Raw genomic sequence first — 17,696 nt, 5'->3', positions numbered from 1 at the left:
TCACCAACGAAGCGACACGGAGTTGAGAAATTTTTAACACGACCGTGATGTCGTGTTAAAAATAGAGCGTTTTTTTAACACGACATCACGGTCGTGTTATTTCGCCACCTGAATTTCAAAGTCTCGTCATGAGTCTGCAAACGCACTATCAAATTCCAGACCTGCCTCCGGCCGGCGTCAATTTTCAGACGCCGGAACTGCTGCGGGCGCTGGTTGCGGCACATCGGCACCTGGCGGAACTCAAGGGCTGCGCAGCCAGCATCCCGAACCAGGCGATCCTGATCAACACCCTGGCACTGCAGGAAGCCAAGGCCAGTTCGGAAGTCGAAAGCTACGTGACGACGCAGGACGAGTTGTTCCAGGCCGACCTCCACATCGCCGAATGGATTTCGCCATCGGCCAAGGAAGTCGCGCGCTACCGCGAGGCGCTGATGCACGGTTACGAGCGCATGCGCCAGCAGCAGGGCATTCTCGGCAACGGCACGCTGATTTCGATGTTCCAGTTACTCAAGAACAGCAGCGAGGCGTTTCGTACCAGCGGCGGCACGGTGCTGAAGAACGAGCGCACCGGGGCAACCGTGTTCGTCCCGCCGCAGGACGGCGGCAGCGTGCAGGCCCACATGCAGGCGCTGGAGCGCTTCATCAACGACGACGCGGGCGACGATCTCGACCCCATCGTCAGGATGGCGCTGATCCATCACCAGTTCGAGAGCATCCACCCGTTCAGCGACGGCAACGGCCGCATCGGGCGGATCCTCTGCGTGCTGCATCTGGTCCAGGCCGGCCTGCTCGACTCGCCGGTGCTCTACCTGTCGCGCTACATCAATCGCAACAAGGGCGACTATTACCGCCTGCTGCAAGCGGTACGCGACGAAACACCGAATGGCGAAGCCTGGCAGGCCTGGGTCAGCTTCATGCTGCAGGGCGTTGCCGAAACCGCCCGCCGCGCCGTCCGCCTGGTCGGCGACATGCGCAGCCTGATGGCGGAAACCAAGCAGCGCATGCGCCGCGAGCTGCCCAAGCTGTACTCGCAGGACCTGCTCAACAACCTCTTCCGCCACCCATACACGCGCATCGAGTTCGTGCAGCGCGACCTCAACGTCACCCGCCAGACCGCCGCCCGCTATCTGCGCCAACTGGCGGACGCCGGCCTGGTCCGCGAACATAGCCAGGGCAAGCATCTCTATTTCATCAACGTTCCCCTGGTCGACCTGCTCTCCCAAGGCGAAACCGACTGAACCTCATGCCCCCACCCCGCACCATCCCGATTTTTGCCGAAACCTCACGGTCGACCGTGCAAAACCCCGAAAATCCGCTCGAATTCCGCAAATCCCCGGTCCTCTCGCTCTACGTCCATATCCCGTGGTGCGTGCGCAAGTGTCCGTATTGCGACTTCAACTCGCACGAGAACGGCGGCGAGATTCCCGAGCGGGAGTACGTCGATGCGCTGATCGCCGACCTGCAGTCGGCGCTGCCGCTGATCTGGGGGCGGCCGGTGCAGACGGTGTTTTTCGGCGGCGGCACGCCCAGCCTGCTGTCGGCGGGCGCCATCGACGAGCTGATCGGCGCCTTCCGGGCGCTGGCGATGTTGTCGCCGGAGGCCGAAATCACGCTCGAAGCCAATCCCGGCACGGTCGAGGCCGGCAAGTTCGCCGGCTTTCGCGCCGCCGGGGTCAATCGGCTGTCGCTCGGCATCCAGAGCTTCAACGACGAGCACCTCAAGGCGCTCGGCCGCATCCACGGCAGCGCCGAAGCGAAGCGCGCGGCGCAACTGGCCGGCGAACACTTCGAGCGCTTCAACCTCGACCTGATGTACGGCCTGCCTTATCAAACGCAGGAGCAAGCGCTCGCCGACATCGACACCGCGCTGTCCTTCGCGCCGCCGCACCTCTCCTGCTACCAGCTGACGCTGGAGCCGAACACGCACTTCGCCGCCTTCCCGCCCGACCTGCCCGAAGGCGACCTGTGCGCCGACATGCAGGAAGCCATCGAAGCCCGGCTGGCCGCCGCCGGCTATGCCAACTACGAGACCTCGGCCTTCGCCCAGCCCGGCCGGCAGTGTCTGCACAACCTCAATTACTGGCATTTCGGCGACTACCTCGGCATCGGCGCCGGCGCCCATTCCAAGCTGACGCTGCACGACCGCGTGCTGCGCCAGATGCGCCACAAGCACCCCAAGGCCTATCTGGAAAACGTCCGCGCTGGCCGGCCGATCCAGGAAGAGCACAACGTCGCCGCCGCCGAACTACCCTTCGAATTCATGATGAACGCGCTGCGCCTGGCCGACGGCTTCGCCCCCAGCCTGTTCGAACTGCGCACCTCGCGGCCGCTCGCCGCCATCCTGCCGCAACTCAAGGCGGCGCAGGCCGACGGTCTGCTCGACATCGGCCCGGAAAAGATCGCGCCGACCGCCAAGGGCCGGCGCTTCCTCAACGTCTTGCTGGAACGCTTCCTCTAGCCGCCGACCGGCGTACACAGCTCGACCAGGAAACCCTCCTGGTCAGCCACGTAAGCCACCGTCTGCCCCCAGGGCATCGCCTCCGGCGCCTGCACCAGGCGCGCCCCGGCCGCCACCGCGCGGTCGACCGCCGCCGCGACATCGTCGCAGACGAAAGCAATCTCGAAACTGGGCGCGCCGCTGACCGGCGCCGACGGCTGCTTGCCCAGCTGGCGCATCAGCGCCCGCGAGGAAAAGGCGAGCGCCGTGCCGCCGGTCTCCAGCTCGCCGAAATCGCCGCTCTCATGCAGAAAGCGCACGCTCAGCCCGAAGGCGGCAACGTAGAAGTCGAGCGTCCGGCGGACGTCGTCGACGTAAAGGATGGTGTAGCCGAATTTCATCGGACGCTCCCGGCAGACGCCGCCCGGCCTCAGCCGAACAGCCCGCCCTTCTTCAACATGCCCAGCCCCTGGCTGAGCAGGTCGCCGCCTTCCGGCAGCTTGCCGCCCGGCGTCAGTTGATCGACCAGCCCGGGCAGAAAATCGGCCAGCCCGTTCGCCACCTCCTGCGGCGCCACCCCGGCCTGCCCGGCCAGCTTGCCGAGGAAGTCGCTGCCAAGCACGGAACTCAACTGATCGCCCGACACCGGCAGGTTCTGCCCGGTCGACACCCAGGAATTGACGATCTCGCCCAGCCCGCCCTGCTGAAAAGCCTGCACCAGACCGCCGAGGCCGCCCGGATACTGATTGACCAACTGCATGGCCATCTCGGCCAGCCCGTTACCCTTGCCACCGAGTGCATTGGCGGCCAGCCCGCCGACTACCTGATCGAGAAGACCCATGATTTGCTCCTGAGGGGGAAAAGGTCATCGTACCGAGGAGGGGTAGAGAGTGGGTTAAGAATTGTGATGTGGTGACGGAACCAGTCGAAAACAGCTATGCGTACGTTTCAGGGGCTGCTCGTCGGCCAATACTTCCGTTCAATGCAGACAGCTATTGTGTCAGCATGGGCCGCGTAGAAGCCGAAATTATCCGTAGGAGATGTGCCACGCCACTAGACACATCTGCTGTTTTGTCGAGGCTAACCAACATCACAGGGACTTGATTCCTCACTTCCTGCACCATGTTGCTCCCAAGTAGTTGGGCAACAGTTTCTGGATTAGAAAAGCCGCCACGTAGAAGACGGCGCAGCCCACTGGATAGTAGATCGGCCACCTGAACACCAGCGCATCCAGCGGAATCAACCAACTCAAAATCCTCTCTCACGACTTGTCCAATGTTGATCACATCACCACCACCCCGAGCCTCAATACCGTAATGATCCTGAAGGTATGTAGGCTCTTCTCCCGTTGGGTAATTGAACCGCTCAAAGTGAGAGTAGTCTCCTCCCTTTAGCATGATCATCGGCTCTTCAAGCGAAATCGTTTGGAGGATGGCGGGAAGAATTTTGCGAAAGGCGTTTTCATAGGCAGTCGGAACTCTCGCTTTCTGATCCAGACGCCATCTAAAGTGGCCCAGAGCCGGTGGATGTCTTTGCACGAAATACAGAGAAGCTGTTGCAATAATCTTGTGAAAAATCTGCAACTGACACCTAAGTTGTGTGTATAGCTGCAATGGCAACGACCGAATCTGGTTCGATAAATCTGTTAGACCTTGCCTTGCTGCTTCATGGATCATCTTTTCCCTGTGTTCGACGATTTTGTCTGCTTGCCCATTTCTGTGGCGTTCAATTTCCGAAGGGCTGTGGAGGCCGACATCTACGGCAACCGCAAAGGCCACCCCTCCCAGCTTTTTCAGTTCAGACAGAAACCAAACGTACTGTTCGTCTGAGAGATGTTTTAGCTTCGTTTCCGCGCCGTTGTTGCCCATTCTGCGGACGCGGAGCATGAGAGCATCAACTTTGCGCCGTAGGTGTTCAGGAATTACATAAGCCGCAACTACACACCATGAGTCTCGCACAGGTGAGTGAAGGAAGGTCCCGGATTCGTCAAGGAAGATGAACATATACGGATATGCTAACGACAACCACGGAAAGTGTTTAGCAAAATGTTGACGGTAGGTGATGAGTGCATTGCCGACCGACTTACGCCAATAAGCTAATGGCCGCAAAGGCCGAACTGCAGCCCCATCAAAAACCACTAGACGACCGGTCTAATCAAGCGCACAATCCCTCCCCATGAAAACCCGTCACGACAACACCCGCCAGCATGTCCTTGAAACCGGCCAGCGCATCATTGCTGGCAAGGGCTTTGCCAGTGTCGGGTTGAACGAGATTCTGACTGCGGCCGGGGTGCCCAAGGGGTCGTTCTACCATTACTTCGAGTCCAAGGAGCAATACGGGCAGGCCTTGCTGGAGGATTACTTCGCGCGTTACCTGGCCGATCTCGATGCGCTGTTTGCGGCCGAGGCGCTGAGTGCGCAGGAGCGGCTGGCGTGTTACTGGCAGCGCTGGCTGGACAAGCAGGCGGCGTGTGCCGAGCAGCAGTGCCTGGTGGTCAAGCTGGGCGGCGAGGTGGCGGATTTGTCCGATCCGATGCGCGAGACGCTGCGCGACGGCACCGGGCAGATCGTCAGCCGCATTGCCCGCTTGCTCGAAACCGGCATGGCCGACGGTTCGATCCCGCCGCTCGATGCCGCCGCGACGGCGCAGACGCTGTACCAGTTGTGGCTGGGCGCCAGCCTGCTGGCGAAGTTGCAGCGCCAGGCGCAGCCGCTGGAGAATGCTCTGCAGTTCACCCGGCAGTTGTTGAGCCGCTAATTGATTTCCGGGCCGTCCGTCGACGGCCATTTTTTGACGCAAGAAACTAGACGACCGGTCTAATCAACCCTAGGAGAATCGACATGCCCACTTTGTTCGAACCGATCCAGATCGGCGACATCGCCCTCGCCAACCGTATCGTGATGGCGCCGTTGACGCGCAATCGCGCCGTTGCCGGCAACTGCCCCGGCCCGCTGACCGTCGAGTATTACCGCCAGCGCGCCAGCGCCGGCCTGATCATTGCCGAAGCCAGCCCGATTTCGCCGATGGCGCAGGGTTACCTCGACACCCCGGGCATCTGGTCGGCCGAGCAGGTCGCCGCCTGGCGCGCCGTGACTGACGCGGTGCATGCCGAGGGCGGCAAGATCGTGCTGCAGTTGTGGCACGTCGGCCGCATTTCGCATGTGTCGCTGCTGCCGGACGGCGCCGCACCGGTATCCGCCACCGCCCGCACCGCCGAAGCGAGCACCTTCACCCGCGACGGTTTCGTGCCGGTATCGGCGCCGCGCGCCCTGCGTGACGACGAGCTGCCCGGTCTGGTCGAGGATTACCGCCAGGCGGCACGCAACGCCATCGCCGCCGGCTTCGACGGCGTCGAGATCCACGCTGCCAACACCTACCTGCTGGAGCAGTTCCTGCGCGACAGCGTCAATGACCGCAGCGGCCCCTACGGCGGCAGCATCGAGAACCGCGCCCGTCTGTTGTTCGAGGTGGTCGACGCCATCGTCGGCGAGATCGGCGCCGGCCGCACCGGCATCCGCCTGAGCCCGCTGACCACCTTCACGGCGCCGCTCGACAGCAACCCGCAGGCGCTCTACGGCTACGTCGTCGACAAGCTGGCCGGCTACGGCCTGGCCTTCCTGCACATCATCGAGGGCGAAACCGGCGGCACGCGCACGCCGGCGGCCAGCTTCGACTACGCCGCCGCCCGCCGCGCCTTCAAGGGGCCGTGGCTGGTGAACAACGGCTACGACAAGGCGCTGGCCGAGCAGGTGATCGCCAACGGCGGCGCCGACCTGGTCACCTTCGGTCGCGGCTTCATCGCCAACCCGGACCTCGTCCGCCGCCTGCGCGAAGGCGCGCCGTGGAACGAGCTGCGCGCCGACAAGCTGTACGGCGGCGGGGCCGAGGGTTACACCGACTATCCGACGCTGCCGTAAGCGCCCACGCCCAACCCCGGGCGCGGCGGTGCGCAGATGCCGCCGCGCCAGACAGAGAAAACAATGAACGCTTCCGACCGCTGGCGTCCGATCCTGGCGCTGATCGTCCTTTCCTCGATCTGGGGCTACACCTGGGTGCTGGCCAAGCACGGGCTGGAATATTCGCCGCCCTTCGCCTTCGCCGCCGAGCGCTGCATCGGCAGCGCTGCGGCGCTGTTCATCGCGCTGCGCCTGACCGGCCGCAAGCTGACGCTGACCGCCCCCGGCGCGACGCTGGGCATCGCGCTGACCCAGGTCGCCGGCTTCATGATCTTCCAGACCTGGGCACTGGTCGAAGGCGGGCCGGGCAAGACGGCGGTGTTGATCTTCACCATGCCGATCTGGACGCTGCTGCTGGCTTGGCCGATCCTCGGCGAACGGGTGCGCGGCACGCAGTGGATTGCCGCCGCGTGCACACTGATCGGCCTGCTGCTGATCATCGAACCGTGGGAAATGCACGGCGGCCTGTTGAGCCCGGCGCTCGGCCTCTGCGCCGCCATCTGCTGGGCAATCGGCACCATCCTGGTCAAGCGCCTGCGCGGCCAGACGCCAGTCGATTTGCTGACATTGACCGCGTGGCAGATGGCGCTCGGCTCGATTCCGCTGGTCATCCTGGCGCTGGTCGTGCCGGAACGGCCGACCGACTGGACCTGGAGCTACGCCGGCATCCTCGGCTTCATGGCGGTGTTCAGCACGGCGCTCTGCTGGTGGCTGTGGATCTACATCCTCGACCGCGTACCGGCCTGGGAAGCCAGCCTGTCGGTGCTGGGCACGCCGGTGGTCGCCATCCTGTCGTCGCGGCTGACTTTCGGCGAGGCCTTCAAGAGCGCCGAAGTCGCCGGCATCCTGCTCATCGGCGGCGGCCTGGCGCTACTCTCGCTGCTCGGCTGGATCGCCAGCCGACGCCCGGCGGTCGCCGCCATCAATCAACGTCTGCAGGAGGAAAAGGCATGAATCCGCTCGCCGATGTGAAACTGTCGCTGCTCGACCTGGCGGCCGTGCGCCAGGGAGGCAGCGTGGCCGAGGCGCTGCGGATCGCCACCGACGCCGCCCGCCACGCCGAAAAGCTCGGCTTTGCCCGCTACTGGCTGGCCGAGCACCACAACATGCCGGGCATCGCCAGTTCGGCCACCGCCGTCCTGGTCGGCCACATGGCCGGCGCCACCCAGACCATCCGCGTCGGTTCCGGCGGCGTCATGCTGCCCAACCACGCGCCGTTGGTCGTCGCCGAGGCCTTCGGCACGCTTGCCGAACTCTACCCGGGGCGGATCGACCTCGGCCTCGGCCGCGCCCCCGGCACCGACCGTCTGACCATGCACGCCCTGCGCCGGGAGCGTATCGAGCGCGAGGACGATTTCCCGCGTGACGTCGCCGAACTGCAGCGTCTGCTCGCCCCGGCCCAGCCCGGCCAGCCGCTGGTCGCCATGCCCGGCGCCGGCACCGAGGTGCCGATCTGGCTGCTCGGTTCCAGCCTGTTCTCCGCCCGCCTCGCCGCCGAGCGCGGCCTGCCCTACGCCTTCGCGTCGCACTTCGCGCCGGCCCTGCTGCACCAGGCGCTGGCCGTCTATCGCGGCAATTTCCGGCCGTCGCCGACGCTGGCCCAACCTTACGTGATCGTCGGCGTGCCTCTGGTCGCCGCCGAAACCGACGACGAGGCCGAGTTCCTCGCCACCAGCATCTTCCAGCGCGTGCTCGGCATCCTGCGCGGCGACCGTCGGCCGTTGCCGCCGCCCGTGGCCGGCTTCCTCGCCGGGCTGTCGATGCAGGAGAAAGCCGGCATCGGCGATTTCCTCGGCGCCGCCGTGATCGGCGGGCCGGACCGCGTGCGCGAAGGACTGAGCACGCTGCGCCAGGCGACGCAGGCCGACGAGCTGATGCTGGTCTGCGACATCTTCGACCCGGCGCTGCGCCTGCGCGCGCTCGACATCGCCGCCGCTGCCTGCGCCTGAGATTTTTCCGCCTATCCTGCGGTCGACCGCAAAACTGAAGCCAAAACGGAGACAAGCATGAGCCACCTGTTCGCATTCGATTACCACAACCCGACGCGCATTGTCTTCGGCCCCGACAGCTTCGCCCAGTTGCCGGCGCTGCTGCCGGCCGAGGCGCGCGTGCTGCTCCTCTACGGCGGCGGCTCGATCAAGAAGAACGGCGTCTACGACGGCATCCGCGCCGCGCTGGCCGGGCGCGACGTGGTCGAGTTCGGCGGCGTCGAGGCCAACCCGACGCTGGCGACGCTGAATCTGGCGGTCGACCTGGTCCGACGCGAAAAAATCGGCTTCATCCTCGGCGTCGGCGGCGGTTCGGTCGCCGACGGCGCCAAGTACGTCGCCTGCGCTGCGCTTTACGACGGCGACGGCTGGGACATCGTGATCGGCAAGCACCAGCCGCAGCAGGCGCTGCCGGTTGGCGTCGTGCTGACGCTACCGGCCACCGGTTCGGAATCGAACGCCGGCTCGGTGGTCACCAACACCGCGACACAGGACAAGCGCGCCTTCTTCGTGCCGCCGGCACGGCCGCGCTTCGCCGTGCTCAACCCGGCAGTGATGGGCAGCCTGCCGCTGCGCCAACTGGAAAACGGCATCGTCGATGCTTTCGTCCACGTCTGCGAGCAATACCTGACCTACCCGGTCGGCGCGCTGGTCCAGGACGGTTACGCCGAGGCGGTGATGAAGGCGCTGGTCAAGCTGGGCGCGACTTTCGACCGGCACGCCGAGCCCGATTGGCAACAGAACCTGATGTGGGCGGCCAACCAGGCGCTGTGCGGGGTGATCGGCGTCGGCGTGCCGCAGGACTGGGCGACGCACCGCATCGCCGTCGAACTGACCGCGCTGTGGGGCATCGACCACGGCCGCACGCTGGCGATCATCCAGCCGGCGCTGCTGCGCGAACTGATCGAATACAAGCGGGACAAGCTGGAACAATTCGGCCGCGAAGTCTTCGGCCTCAACGCGCCGAGCGCCGAAGACGCCATCGCCGCCATGGAAGCCTTCTACCGCAGCGTCAACATGCCGCTGCACCTGCGCGACGCCGGCATCAACGAAGCCGATGCCGCCGACCGGGTGCTCGCCGGCCTGCGCGCCCACGGCAAGATGGCGCTCGGCGGCCATGCCGGGATCGACGAAGCGAAGACGGAAAGGATCGTGCGCGCGGCTTGCGCCTGAAACTGCGCCGGGTGCCGGGACGGATTCAGCGTTCGTCGCCGGCCTGCGGCGCGACGTCAGGCACTTTGTCGAGAATCGCGCGCAGCTCGTCCAGGTTTCCCCGGGCTGCGCGTTCGCTGAAGAAACTGGCGGTTTCCAGCGCGGAAACTTTCTCCGCAACCGCCAGCGCGATGAACTGGTTCAGTGAGGTGTTGTCGCGCTGAGCGAGCAGGCGGGCGCGTTCGTGCAGGGAATCGGGCAGGCGCAGGGCAAGTTGGCTCATGGTGTCTCCTCCCTCAGGAGCAGGCATGCGGCCGGCAAATTGGAATCCAGAACAACTTGCATGATATCGCTGCGCAAGCTTGCCGGCCGTATTTCGTAGCGCTGCGCCCTCAGGCCAGGAACTCGCCGTCCACGTAGTACCAGCGCCCGTCCTCGCGGACGAAACGGGAGAGTTCGTGCAGCCGGTGGCCGCGCCCGGCGATGCGGTAGCGGGCGACGAAGTCGACCGTCGCGTGCGTCTCGTCCTGAAGTTGGTGAGCGCGTACTTCCAGGCCTAGCCATTTGCTGTCGTCGGCGGCGAGGTCGAGTTCGCTCGGCCGCGTCGACGCGTGCCAGGTCGCCAGCAGGTAGTCTTCGAGCTTGAGGACGTAGGCGGCGTAGCGCGAGCGCATCAGCGCCTCGGCCGTCGGCGCCGGTTTTTCACCGGCGTGCAGGGGCCCGCAGCAGGCGGCGTAAGGCTTGCCGCTGCCGCAGGGACAGGCGTCGCTGGGCTTCAGGCTTCCCACGGCGGGGTGCCGGCGGCGACCGGGGCCGCAGCCGGCGTCTCGGCTTCGACCTGTTCGCCGCCCAGGGCTTCGACCAGTTGCGGCAGGAAGCGCACCAGTTCGCCGGTCATCAGCGCGAAATCGGCGTCGAACTGCTCGTCGGCGCGCTCGGCGCTCTTCTCGGCTTCTTCCTTGAGGATGTCGAGGAAGGCCAGCCGCTTGATCTCCAGCTTCTCGGTGAGGACGAAGGAGATGCGCTCGTCCCAGGTCAGCGCCAGGCGCGTCGGCAGCTTGCCGGCGGCGAGGTGGGCCTTGATCTCGGCACCGACTTCGTCGCCGAGCGGATGGCGGACGTAGCGCACGGCGGCCTTTTCCTCGGCGACCGATTTCAGCTCGCAATCGCGGTCGACCGTGAAACCGGCGGGCGCATCGCCGCCGGCCAGCCAGTCGGCCATCGCCGACTGCGGCGAGAGTTGCGTGTGCAGCGCCTTCAGCGGCAACTCGTCGAGACAGTGGCGCAGGTGTTCGATGACTTCCTCGGCCTTGGCGATACTGCCGGCGTCGACGACAAACCAGCCGTTGGTCGGGTCGATCCAGACAAAACTCGTACGCTTGCGGGTGAAGGCGCGCGGCATCAGCTCTTCGGTGACGCGCTCCTTGATTTCCTTCATCTGCTTGCGGCCGGGCGGGTAGCCCTGCTGGTCGGCGATCTGCTCGGCGCGTTCCTGCGCCGTTTCATTGACCACCGACGACGGCAGCAGGCGCTGCTCGACGGCCAGTGCGATCAGCCACTGGCGGTTGTTGGCGTAGATCAGCGCGCCGTCCTTGCGCGGCGACACCCAGCCACGGGACATCGGCTGGTTGGACGGGCAGCGGGTGAATTCACCGCGCGCCAGTTGCTCGTCGAGCTTGGCCAGGTCGATCGCCCACGGCGTCGGCAGGCGGTAGATCTGCAGGTTCTTGAACCACATGTCAGCGTTTCCTGAATACGAGATCCCAGACACCGTGGCCCAGACGCAGGCCACGGTTCTCGAATTTGGTCAGCGGCCGGTAATCCGGACGCGGGGCGAAGCCGGCCAGACCGGCGGCGGTATCGGCTTCCAGCGCGGTCGCCAGCGCCTCGGGCGCGGGATTGGCGACGCTGTTGTCCAGGCTGGGCTCACGACCGAGCACATCGAGCATCTGCAGCGCGTAGTTTTCCCAGTCGGTGGCGCAGTGGAAATAGCCGCCCGGCTTGAGGCGCGAGGCGAGCAGCGCGACGAAGGGCGACTGGATGAGGCGGCGCTTCTTGTGCCGCGTCTTGTGCCAGGGATCCGGGAAGAAGATGTGGATGCCGTCGAGCGAGCCTTCCGGCAGCATGTCGCGCACCACTTCGACCGCGTCGTGGTTGCCGATGCGCAGGTTGTTGAGGTTCTTCTCGGCAATCAGCTTGCACAGCGCGCCGACGCCGGGCACATGCACTTCCAGCCCGAAGTAGTCGTTTTCCGGGTGGGCCTCGGCGATGCGCGCCGTGGTTTCGCCCATGCCGCAACCGATTTCCAGGATCTTCGGCGCGTTGCGGCCGAACACCGCCGTCAGGTCGATGTTCGACGGCTGATAGGCAATGCCGATCTTCGGCAGCATCGTTTCGTAGTAGCGCTGCTGCGCTTCCGACATGCGGCCGGCGCGGCGGACGAAGCTCTTGATGTGGCCGTGGCGGCCGGCGGTGTATTCGCCTTCGTCGCCTTCGGCGGCGGGGTGGATCAGCAGGTCGTCGCTCATGAACCGATCAGTCCGGTGGTCGGCGACGAGGGGTCGGCCGAGTAGTATTTGCGGGCCATGCGGCCGGCCAGGAAAGCCTCGCGGCCGGCTTCGATGCCCTTCTTCATGGCGCTGGCCATCAGCACCGGGTCCTTGGCATGGGCGATGGCGGTGTTCATCAACACGCCGTCGCAGCCCAGTTCCATGGCGATGGTGGCGTCCGACGCGGTGCCGACGCCGGCATCGACGATGATCGGCACCTTGGCGTTGTCGATGATCAGGCGCAGGTTCCACGGGTTCACGATGCCCATGCCGGAGCCGATCAGCGAGGCGAGCGGCATCACCGCGACGCAGCCGATCTCTTCGAGCATCTTGCACTGGATCGGATCGTCGGCGCAGTAGACCATCACCTCGAAACCTTCCTTGACCAGGGTTTCCGCAGCCTTCAGCGTTTCCGGCATGTTCGGGAAGAGGTTGGTCGGGTCGCCGAGGACTTCGAGCTTGCACAGCGGGTGGCCGTCGAGCAGCTCGCGCGCCAGGCGCAGCGTGCGCACGGCGTCGTCGGCGGTATAGCAGCCGGCGGTGTTGGGCAGGATGGTGAATTGCGACGGCGGCACGGCGTCGAGCAGGCTGGGCTGGCTGGCGTCCTGGCCGATGTTCACGCGGCGCACGGCGACGGTGACGATCTCGGCGCCGGAGGCGTCGATGGCCGCGCGGGTCTCGGCGAAATCCTTGTACTTGCCGGTGCCGACGAGTAAACGGGAACGGTACGCCTTGCCGGCGATGGTCAGTTGATGCATGGAGTTCTCCGGTTCAGCCGCCGCCGACGGCGACGACGATTTCGAGTTGATCGCCGGCGACCAGAGCGGTCGCGGCGTGCTGGCTCTTCGGAACGATCTCGCCGTTGCGCTCGACGGCGATGCGCTTGCCCGCGTAGCCGAGCTGCTCGATCAGGCCGGCAACGGTCAGCGGGTCGGGGAAATGGCGGCTTTCGCCGTTGATCTTGAGTTCGGGCATGGCCGGCATTTTAACAGGACTGTCCGGCTGGGATTCGGCGACGCATTGTCTATACTGAAGTCATAACGCTCACGAGGAGACCGCCATGTCCATCTTTGATGCCCCGATCGCCCGCTGCGAAGCCGTCCGCGAAATGGTCCTGACCGACGAAACCCAGGGCGAATGCGCCCGCGAACACGACTGCCCGCCCGGCCGCGAGTGTCCGCTCGACGGCTGCTTTGCCGAGCACAGCGGCGTCAGCGCCGAAGCCGCCGACATCCTGCTGCACGCCGGCACGCACTGAATCAGTCGCGCAGCAGCCCGCGCGGCTTGCGCGGCGCCGCGGTGAACAAGCGGTCGTAGAGCCAGTTCGGCAGCAGCCGCAAGAGCTTGGCGACGACGCCCATCGGCCACGGGATCACGGTGTACGAGACGCCGCGCGCGATGGCCGCGGCAAAGCGCCGGGCGGCTTCCGGCGCCGGCAGCAAAAATGGCATTTTGTAGGGGTTGACCGCGGTCATCGGCGTCTCGATGTAGCCCGGCGCGATGGTCACCACCTTGATCCCCTGCGGGCGCAATTCCAGGCGCAGGCTCTCGAGGTAGGCGATCGCCGCCGCCTTCGACGCGGAATAGGCTTCCGCCCCAGGCAGTCCGCGGATGCCGGCGACCGAGGCGATCCCGCACAGGCGGCGCTCGCCGCCGGCCGCCTTCATCGCCGGGATGAACGGGGCGAAGGTCGCGGCCATGCCGAAGACGTTGATGTCCATGACCCGGCGGAAGACGGCCAGGTCCTCGGCACACTCGGTCAAGGTGCCGGCCGAGACGCCGGCGTTGGCGATGACGATATCGGGAGCACCGAAACGGGCGATGAAATCAGCGGCCGCTGCCTGCAGCGCCGCGGCATCGGTGACGTCGAGCGGATAGCAGGCGTGGCCGCCGCCGAGGCGTTCATCGAGCGCCGCCAGAAAATCCGCGCGGCGCGCGGCGAGGCCGAGCCGGGCGCCGTTTTCCGCGTAGTAAACGGCAAGCGCCTCGCCGATACCCGACGAGGCGCCCGTGATGAAGACCTTCAGCGTCAATTACTTCTTGCCGGCTTTCTCGCTGCGCGCGCGGGCGATCAGCTTGTCGGCGACGGCCAGCTGCTGGTCGAAAGGCAGCGTCGCGATCAGGAACTTGCCATCGACGGCCAGCGCCGGCACGCCTTCGATCTTGTAGGCGTGGGCCAGCTGGTCGCCGCGGCGCAGCTTGCTCTGCACGCCGAAGGAGCCAAAGGCCTCGGTGAATTTCTTGCCATCGACACCGCGTGCCGTCACCCAAGCGGTGATCGTCTTCTCGTCGAAAAGGTTGGTGCGTTCCTGGTGGATCGCCTTGAACACGTCGGCTTCCAGGCGTTTCAGGTCGCCGGTGACTTCGAGCGCGTAGAACAGCTTGGCGGCATTACCCCAGGCAGCGCGGCCGAAGCTGACCGGGACCTTGCGCAGGACGACGTCGGCAGGCAGCTTGGCCGCCCACAGCGTCAGCAGCGGATTGAAATCGGCACAGTGCGGGCAGCCGTAGCTGAAGAACTCGAGCACTTCGACCTTGCCCGGCTCGTCGGTCGGCTGGGCCTGGTTGAGGACGGCAAACTCGCGGCCAGCCGACTGGGCGGCAACCGGGCCGGCGGCAGCAGCAGCGCCGAGGGCAAGGGCGGCGGAAACGAAACGCCGACGATCAAATTCCATGCGTGACTCCTTTTACTTGGACAATTGAGCTTCGATGCCGGATTTGGCAAGCTCGGAGCGGACTTTGTTCAATTCTTCGAGCTTGAAATACGGCCCGATGCGCACGCGGTACAGCGTGCGATCCTCGATCATCACCTGCTGGACCGCCGATTCGATGCCCATGAAGGCGAGCTTGGCCTTCTGGTTGTCGGCGTCCTGGGCAGTACTGAAGGAGCCGGCCTGGAGGAAGAGCGGTGCCTTGCTTTCCTTGGCGGCTTCCTTGGCCGGCTCGGCCTTGGCCGGTTCCGGCGCGGTCGCAGCCTTGTCGGGGACGGCGTCGGCCTTGCCCGGGAGGATGTCGTAGAACTGGAAACGCTTCTCCGGCACCGGGTCGCCCGGCTTGCCCGGCAGCGCCATCGGCTGTGCCGGCTGCACCGGCGCCGGCTTGGCCTCGGTGTTCTGGACGTTGGCGTTGAACGGCAGCGGTGCCTTGTTGATGTACCAGACGACGCCGGCGGCAATGCAGACGCCGAGCACCAGCCCGATGAACATGCCGACCAGCGTGCCGCCGCCGGATTTCTTCTTCGCCGGGGCCGGCTTGCGGGGTTTCATGTCGCGACTCATGGTCATTCCTTACATCGATTCGGGGCAACTGACGCCGAGGATCGCCAGGCCGTTGCGGATCACCTGGCGCACTGCTGCCGCCAGGGCGACGCGGGCGTCGCGCAGTTTCTCGTCGTCGACCAGCATGCGCTCGGCGTTGTACCAGCCGTGGAATTCGCCAGCCAGGTCCTTGAGGTAGAAGGCAATCATGTGCGGCGCCAGTTCGCGCGCCGCGGTCTCGATGACTTCGCGGAACTGGCCGAGCTGGTTGGCGATCGCCAGTTCGCGCGGATTGCTCAGCAGCGAGAGGTCGGCGTCGGTCAGGCTGGCAATGTCGCCGGCCCACTGGTTGACCACCGAGCAGATGCGAGCGTGCGCGTACTGGATGTAATACACCGGGTTCTCGTTGGTCTGGCTCTTGGCCAGGTCGAGGTCGAAATCGAGGTGCTGGTCCGACTTGCGCAGTGCGTAGAAGAAGCGGCAGGCGTCGTTGCCGACTTCGCCGCGCAGCTCGCGCAGGGTGACGAACTCGCCGGAGCGCGTGGACATCGAGGCCTTCTGGCCGTTGCGGTAGAGCACGGCGAACTGGACCAGCGCCACCTGCAGCTTGTCGCTGTCGAGGTCGAGCGCCTTGATCGCGCCGGTGACGCGCGGGATGTAACCGTGGTGGTCGGCGCCCCAGATGTTGATGACCTTGTCGAAGCCGCGCTCGAACTTGTTCAGGTGGTAGGCGATGTCGGAGGCGAAGTAGGTGTACAGACCGTTCTCACGCTGGACAACGCGGTCCTTCTCGTCGCCGAAGGCGGTCGAGCGGAACCAGCGGGCGCCGTTCTGGACGTAGAGGTGGCCCTTCTTCTCGAGCAGGTCGACGCAGCGGGCAACCAGGCCGGTGTCGTAGAGCGCCTTCTCGGAGAACCAGACGTCGAATTCGACGCCGAACTGCTCGAGGTCGTCGCGGCAGTCGGCCAGCTGTTCGTTGAGCGCGTGCTGGTGCACATAGTCCCAGTCGGCGCCGAGCAGTTCCTTGGCACGCGCGATCAGCGCGTCGAGATGCAGTTCGCGCTGCTGCTTGGCCTCGTCGTCGGCGCGACCGGCTTCCGGCAGGCCCGGCGTGCCGGCCAATACCGCGTCGGCGGCACGCACGTACTTGTCGCCATGGGCTGCCTTCAGTTGCGCCGCCATCTCGCGCACATAGGCGCCCTGGTAGGCGTTGGGCGGGAAGGGCACGACCACGTCGTGTTGTTCGAGATAGCGCAGCCAGGTCGACAGGCCGAGGATGTCCATCTGCCGGCCGGCGTCATTGACGTAGTACTCGCGGGTGACGTCCCAGCCGGCGAAGGTCAGCAGGCTCGACAGCGAGGCGCCGTAGGCGGCGCCGCGGCCGTGGCCGACGTGCAGCGGGCCGGTCGGATTGGCCGAGACGAACTCGACCTGGACCTTCTGCCAGCCGCCGGCGGTCGACCGGCCGAAATTCTCGTTTTCCGCCAGTACGGCCTTGACCACATCGGTCTTGGTGCCGGCGTCGAGACGGAAATTGATGAAGCCGGCGCCGGCGACTTCCGCCGCCGTGACCAGGCGCGACGGCGGCAGCTCGTTGACCAGCTGCTGGGCGATTTCGCGCGGATTCTTCTTGAGCGCCTTGGCCAGCTGCATCGCCAGGTTGGTGGCGAAATCGCCGTGCGACGGGTCGCGCGGGCGTTCGAGCTGGATGGTGGTGTCGGTTGCGCTCGGGGCGACGCTGGCCAGCGCCTGTTGCAACAGGGCGGTCAGCTGGGTCTTGACGTCTTGGGCCATGGATCTGCGGCGGAAATTAGCAAAAGCGGGATTATACGCTGCCGATGCCTATTTATTCGGCAGCGCAACAATCGCCGACCAGGCGGCGAGCTTGGCCGCCCGGTCGAGCGCGGCATGCGCCGGGCTGGTCGACGGCAGCCGGTGCAGGCGCAGGCCGGGCAGCGCCAGCCCGGGCAGGACATGGCGGCGAAAGGCCTGCTCGGCAGCGGCACCGTTGAAGAAAACATCGCGAATCTGACGGTGAACCGCGAAAAAAGCCGAAAAATCGTTGGCGTGCACGCTGCCGGCGACGATGTCGGCATCCAGGCTGCCCGCCCGTTCGCAGGCGGCGATCACGTCCCACAGCGCGACGCCGGCTGCCTGCAAGGCCTGCAGGCGCTGCACGTAAGGCAGTTCCGGCGCAAAGCCGAGCAGCTCGCCGACGATCGGCCAGAAGGCATTGCGCGGGTGCGCGTAGTAACGGCCGGCGTCAAGCGAGGCGCAGCCGGGCATGCTGCCGAGGATGAGCAGCCGGGCATCGGCCGCAGCCACCGGCGGAAAGCCCTGGACGGCCGACATCGGCG

22 protein-coding genes are annotated in these 17,696 nt (G+C 65.8%); 8 read left to right on the top strand and 14 right to left on the bottom strand.

What is annotated here, in order from left to right:
- The first annotated feature begins 128 nt into the window (after nucleotides 1-128).
- Both DFR40_RS00570 and hemW read left to right on the top strand, forming a co-directional pair.
- The gene (locus tag DFR40_RS00570; protein WP_121456545.1) at nucleotides 129-1,238 is read left to right on the top strand and encodes a Fic family protein; all 1,110 of its coding nucleotides are present in this window, start codon (nucleotides 129-131) and stop codon (nucleotides 1,236-1,238) included.
- A gap of 5 nt (nucleotides 1,239-1,243) precedes the next feature.
- Nucleotides 1,244-2,458 carry a radical SAM family heme chaperone HemW gene (gene hemW / locus DFR40_RS00565; RefSeq protein WP_121456544.1) on the top strand — a complete coding sequence of 405 codons (1,215 nt, stop codon included), beginning with the start codon at nucleotides 1,244-1,246 and terminating at the stop codon, nucleotides 2,456-2,458.
- On the opposite strand, the gene DFR40_RS00560 is transcribed toward hemW, so the two are convergent.
- From DFR40_RS00560 to DFR40_RS16855, 3 genes are all read right to left on the bottom strand, one after another.
- Nucleotides 2,455-2,838, bottom strand: coding sequence for a VOC family protein (locus DFR40_RS00560; protein WP_121456543.1), 384 nt, complete (start codon nucleotides 2,836-2,838; stop codon nucleotides 2,455-2,457). The genes hemW and DFR40_RS00560 overlap by 4 nt on opposite strands.
- A gap of 29 nt (nucleotides 2,839-2,867) precedes the next feature.
- On the bottom strand, nucleotides 2,868-3,278 hold the full coding sequence (locus tag DFR40_RS00555) for a YidB family protein (protein ID WP_121456542.1): 411 nt from the start codon (nucleotides 3,276-3,278) through the stop codon (nucleotides 2,868-2,870).
- Nucleotides 3,279-3,429: 151 nt separating this feature from the next.
- Nucleotides 3,430-4,440 carry a DUF3800 domain-containing protein gene (locus DFR40_RS16855; protein WP_147431264.1) on the bottom strand — a complete coding sequence of 337 codons (1,011 nt, stop codon included), beginning with the start codon at nucleotides 4,438-4,440 and terminating at the stop codon, nucleotides 3,430-3,432.
- Between the two features lie 172 nt (nucleotides 4,441-4,612).
- Here DFR40_RS16855 and DFR40_RS00550 point away from each other — a divergent pair, with 172 nt between their 5' ends.
- The 5 genes from DFR40_RS00550 (at nucleotide 4,613) to DFR40_RS00530 (ending at nucleotide 9,554) form a co-directional block, all read left to right on the top strand.
- The gene (locus tag DFR40_RS00550) at nucleotides 4,613-5,194 is read left to right on the top strand and encodes a TetR/AcrR family transcriptional regulator (RefSeq protein WP_028993600.1); all 582 of its coding nucleotides are present in this window, start codon (nucleotides 4,613-4,615) and stop codon (nucleotides 5,192-5,194) included.
- An 83-nt stretch (nucleotides 5,195-5,277) separates the two neighbouring features.
- A complete protein-coding gene (locus DFR40_RS00545; protein ID WP_121456541.1) occupies nucleotides 5,278-6,354 on the top strand; it encodes an alkene reductase in 1,077 nt (358 codons plus the stop codon).
- A gap of 63 nt (nucleotides 6,355-6,417) precedes the next feature.
- On the top strand, nucleotides 6,418-7,347 hold the full coding sequence (locus DFR40_RS00540; protein WP_121456540.1) for a DMT family transporter: 930 nt from the start codon (nucleotides 6,418-6,420) through the stop codon (nucleotides 7,345-7,347).
- Nucleotides 7,344-8,342: an LLM class flavin-dependent oxidoreductase gene (locus tag DFR40_RS00535; protein ID WP_121456539.1), complete on the top strand. Its 999-nt coding sequence runs from the start codon at nucleotides 7,344-7,346 to the stop codon at nucleotides 8,340-8,342. Before DFR40_RS00540 ends, DFR40_RS00535 begins: the two co-directional genes overlap by 4 nt.
- A gap of 57 nt (nucleotides 8,343-8,399) precedes the next feature.
- Entirely contained in the window at nucleotides 8,400-9,554 is a 1,155-nt protein-coding gene (locus DFR40_RS00530; protein WP_121456538.1) for an iron-containing alcohol dehydrogenase, read from the top strand.
- Nucleotides 9,555-9,579: 25 nt separating this feature from the next.
- Here DFR40_RS00530 and DFR40_RS00525 read toward each other — a convergent pair whose 3' ends face one another.
- The 6 genes from DFR40_RS00525 to thiS all read right to left on the bottom strand — a co-directional run bounded on the left by DFR40_RS00525 (nucleotide 9,580) and on the right by thiS (nucleotide 13,057).
- Nucleotides 9,580-9,816 carry a toxin-antitoxin system HicB family antitoxin gene (locus tag DFR40_RS00525; protein WP_121456537.1) on the bottom strand — a complete coding sequence of 79 codons (237 nt, stop codon included), beginning with the start codon at nucleotides 9,814-9,816 and terminating at the stop codon, nucleotides 9,580-9,582.
- A 109-nt stretch (nucleotides 9,817-9,925) separates the two neighbouring features.
- Complete coding sequence (locus tag DFR40_RS00520) at nucleotides 9,926-10,312, bottom strand: YchJ family protein (RefSeq protein WP_121456615.1); 387 nt, start codon at nucleotides 10,310-10,312, stop codon at nucleotides 9,926-9,928.
- Nucleotides 10,309-11,271 carry a recombination-associated protein RdgC gene (locus DFR40_RS00515; RefSeq protein ID WP_121456536.1) on the bottom strand — a complete coding sequence of 321 codons (963 nt, stop codon included), beginning with the start codon at nucleotides 11,269-11,271 and terminating at the stop codon, nucleotides 10,309-10,311. The genes DFR40_RS00520 and DFR40_RS00515 overlap by 4 nt, the downstream gene beginning before the upstream one ends.
- A 1-nt stretch (nucleotide 11,272) precedes the next feature.
- Nucleotides 11,273-12,061 (bottom strand): tRNA (guanosine(46)-N7)-methyltransferase TrmB, encoded by a 789-nt coding sequence (gene trmB / locus DFR40_RS00510; protein WP_121456535.1) that lies wholly within the window; start codon nucleotides 12,059-12,061, stop codon nucleotides 11,273-11,275.
- Nucleotides 12,058-12,840, bottom strand: coding sequence for a thiazole synthase (locus DFR40_RS00505; RefSeq protein WP_121456534.1), 783 nt, complete (start codon nucleotides 12,838-12,840; stop codon nucleotides 12,058-12,060). The genes trmB and DFR40_RS00505 overlap by 4 nt, the downstream gene beginning before the upstream one ends.
- Nucleotides 12,841-12,853: 13 nt before the next feature.
- Entirely contained in the window at nucleotides 12,854-13,057 is a 204-nt protein-coding gene (thiS, locus tag DFR40_RS00500) for a sulfur carrier protein ThiS (RefSeq protein WP_121456614.1), read from the bottom strand.
- An 85-nt stretch (nucleotides 13,058-13,142) separates the two neighbouring features.
- Here thiS and DFR40_RS00495 point away from each other — a divergent pair, with 85 nt between their 5' ends.
- Nucleotides 13,143-13,340: a hypothetical protein gene (locus DFR40_RS00495; RefSeq protein ID WP_121456533.1), complete on the top strand. Its 198-nt coding sequence runs from the start codon at nucleotides 13,143-13,145 to the stop codon at nucleotides 13,338-13,340.
- A 1-nt stretch (nucleotide 13,341) separates the two neighbouring features.
- On the opposite strand, the gene DFR40_RS00490 is transcribed toward DFR40_RS00495, so the two are convergent.
- From DFR40_RS00490 to DFR40_RS00470, 5 genes are read right to left on the bottom strand one after another with little or no spacing between them, the layout of a single operon-like run.
- Nucleotides 13,342-14,115, bottom strand: a complete 774-nt coding sequence (locus DFR40_RS00490; RefSeq protein ID WP_121456532.1) for an SDR family oxidoreductase — start codon at nucleotides 14,113-14,115, stop codon at nucleotides 13,342-13,344.
- Nucleotides 14,116-14,757 (bottom strand): thiol:disulfide interchange protein DsbA/DsbL, encoded by a 642-nt coding sequence (locus tag DFR40_RS00485; protein WP_121456531.1) that lies wholly within the window; start codon nucleotides 14,755-14,757, stop codon nucleotides 14,116-14,118. It lies immediately after the preceding gene.
- 12 nt (nucleotides 14,758-14,769) lie between these two features.
- Complete coding sequence (locus DFR40_RS00480; protein WP_245985554.1) at nucleotides 14,770-15,348, bottom strand: SPOR domain-containing protein; 579 nt, start codon at nucleotides 15,346-15,348, stop codon at nucleotides 14,770-14,772.
- Nucleotides 15,349-15,369: 21 nt separating this feature from the next.
- Nucleotides 15,370-17,133, bottom strand: coding sequence for an arginine--tRNA ligase (gene argS / locus DFR40_RS00475; protein WP_121456530.1), 1,764 nt, complete (start codon nucleotides 17,131-17,133; stop codon nucleotides 15,370-15,372).
- A gap of 48 nt (nucleotides 17,134-17,181) precedes the next feature.
- Nucleotides 17,182-17,691 (bottom strand): DNA-deoxyinosine glycosylase, encoded by a 510-nt coding sequence (locus DFR40_RS00470; protein WP_121456529.1) that lies wholly within the window; start codon nucleotides 17,689-17,691, stop codon nucleotides 17,182-17,184.
- Nucleotides 17,692-17,696: the final 5 nt, after the last annotated feature.

The sequence above is a fragment of the Azonexus fungiphilus genome (assembly GCF_003634965.1).
GTDB lineage: Bacteria > Pseudomonadota > Gammaproteobacteria > Burkholderiales > Rhodocyclaceae > Azonexus > Azonexus fungiphilus.
Note: the sequence above shows the minus strand (reverse complement) of the source record. Positions and strands in the feature narration are given on the sequence as shown.

Coding starts and splice junctions, on each gene's coding strand:
- DFR40_RS00570 (WP_121456545.1), top strand. CDS start 129: ATGAGTCTGCAAACGCACTATCAAATTCCAGACCTGCCTCCGGCCGGC.
- hemW (WP_121456544.1), top strand. CDS start 1,244: ATGCCCCCACCCCGCACCATCCCGATTTTTGCCGAAACCTCACGGTCG.
- DFR40_RS00560 (WP_121456543.1), bottom strand. CDS start 2,838: ATGAAATTCGGCTACACCATCCTTTACGTCGACGACGTCCGCCGGACG.
- DFR40_RS00555 (WP_121456542.1), bottom strand. CDS start 3,278: ATGGGTCTTCTCGATCAGGTAGTCGGCGGGCTGGCCGCCAATGCACTC.
- DFR40_RS16855 (WP_147431264.1), bottom strand. CDS start 4,440: ATGTTCATCTTCCTTGACGAATCCGGGACCTTCCTTCACTCACCTGTG.
- DFR40_RS00550 (WP_028993600.1), top strand. CDS start 4,613: ATGAAAACCCGTCACGACAACACCCGCCAGCATGTCCTTGAAACCGGC.
- DFR40_RS00545 (WP_121456541.1), top strand. CDS start 5,278: ATGCCCACTTTGTTCGAACCGATCCAGATCGGCGACATCGCCCTCGCC.
- DFR40_RS00540 (WP_121456540.1), top strand. CDS start 6,418: ATGAACGCTTCCGACCGCTGGCGTCCGATCCTGGCGCTGATCGTCCTT.
- DFR40_RS00535 (WP_121456539.1), top strand. CDS start 7,344: ATGAATCCGCTCGCCGATGTGAAACTGTCGCTGCTCGACCTGGCGGCC.
- DFR40_RS00530 (WP_121456538.1), top strand. CDS start 8,400: ATGAGCCACCTGTTCGCATTCGATTACCACAACCCGACGCGCATTGTC.
- DFR40_RS00525 (WP_121456537.1), bottom strand. CDS start 9,816: ATGAGCCAACTTGCCCTGCGCCTGCCCGATTCCCTGCACGAACGCGCC.
- DFR40_RS00515 (WP_121456536.1), bottom strand. CDS start 11,271: ATGTGGTTCAAGAACCTGCAGATCTACCGCCTGCCGACGCCGTGGGCG.
- trmB (WP_121456535.1), bottom strand. CDS start 12,061: ATGAGCGACGACCTGCTGATCCACCCCGCCGCCGAAGGCGACGAAGGC.
- DFR40_RS00505 (WP_121456534.1), bottom strand. CDS start 12,840: ATGCATCAACTGACCATCGCCGGCAAGGCGTACCGTTCCCGTTTACTC.
- thiS (WP_121456614.1), bottom strand. CDS start 13,057: ATGCCCGAACTCAAGATCAACGGCGAAAGCCGCCATTTCCCCGACCCG.
- DFR40_RS00495 (WP_121456533.1), top strand. CDS start 13,143: ATGTCCATCTTTGATGCCCCGATCGCCCGCTGCGAAGCCGTCCGCGAA.
- DFR40_RS00485 (WP_121456531.1), bottom strand. CDS start 14,757: ATGGAATTTGATCGTCGGCGTTTCGTTTCCGCCGCCCTTGCCCTCGGC.
- DFR40_RS00480 (WP_245985554.1), bottom strand. CDS start 15,348: ATGAAACCCCGCAAGCCGGCCCCGGCGAAGAAGAAATCCGGCGGCGGC.
- argS (WP_121456530.1), bottom strand. CDS start 17,133: ATGGCCCAAGACGTCAAGACCCAGCTGACCGCCCTGTTGCAACAGGCG.
- DFR40_RS00470 (WP_121456529.1), bottom strand. CDS start 17,691: ATGTCGGCCGTCCAGGGCTTTCCGCCGGTGGCTGCGGCCGATGCCCGG.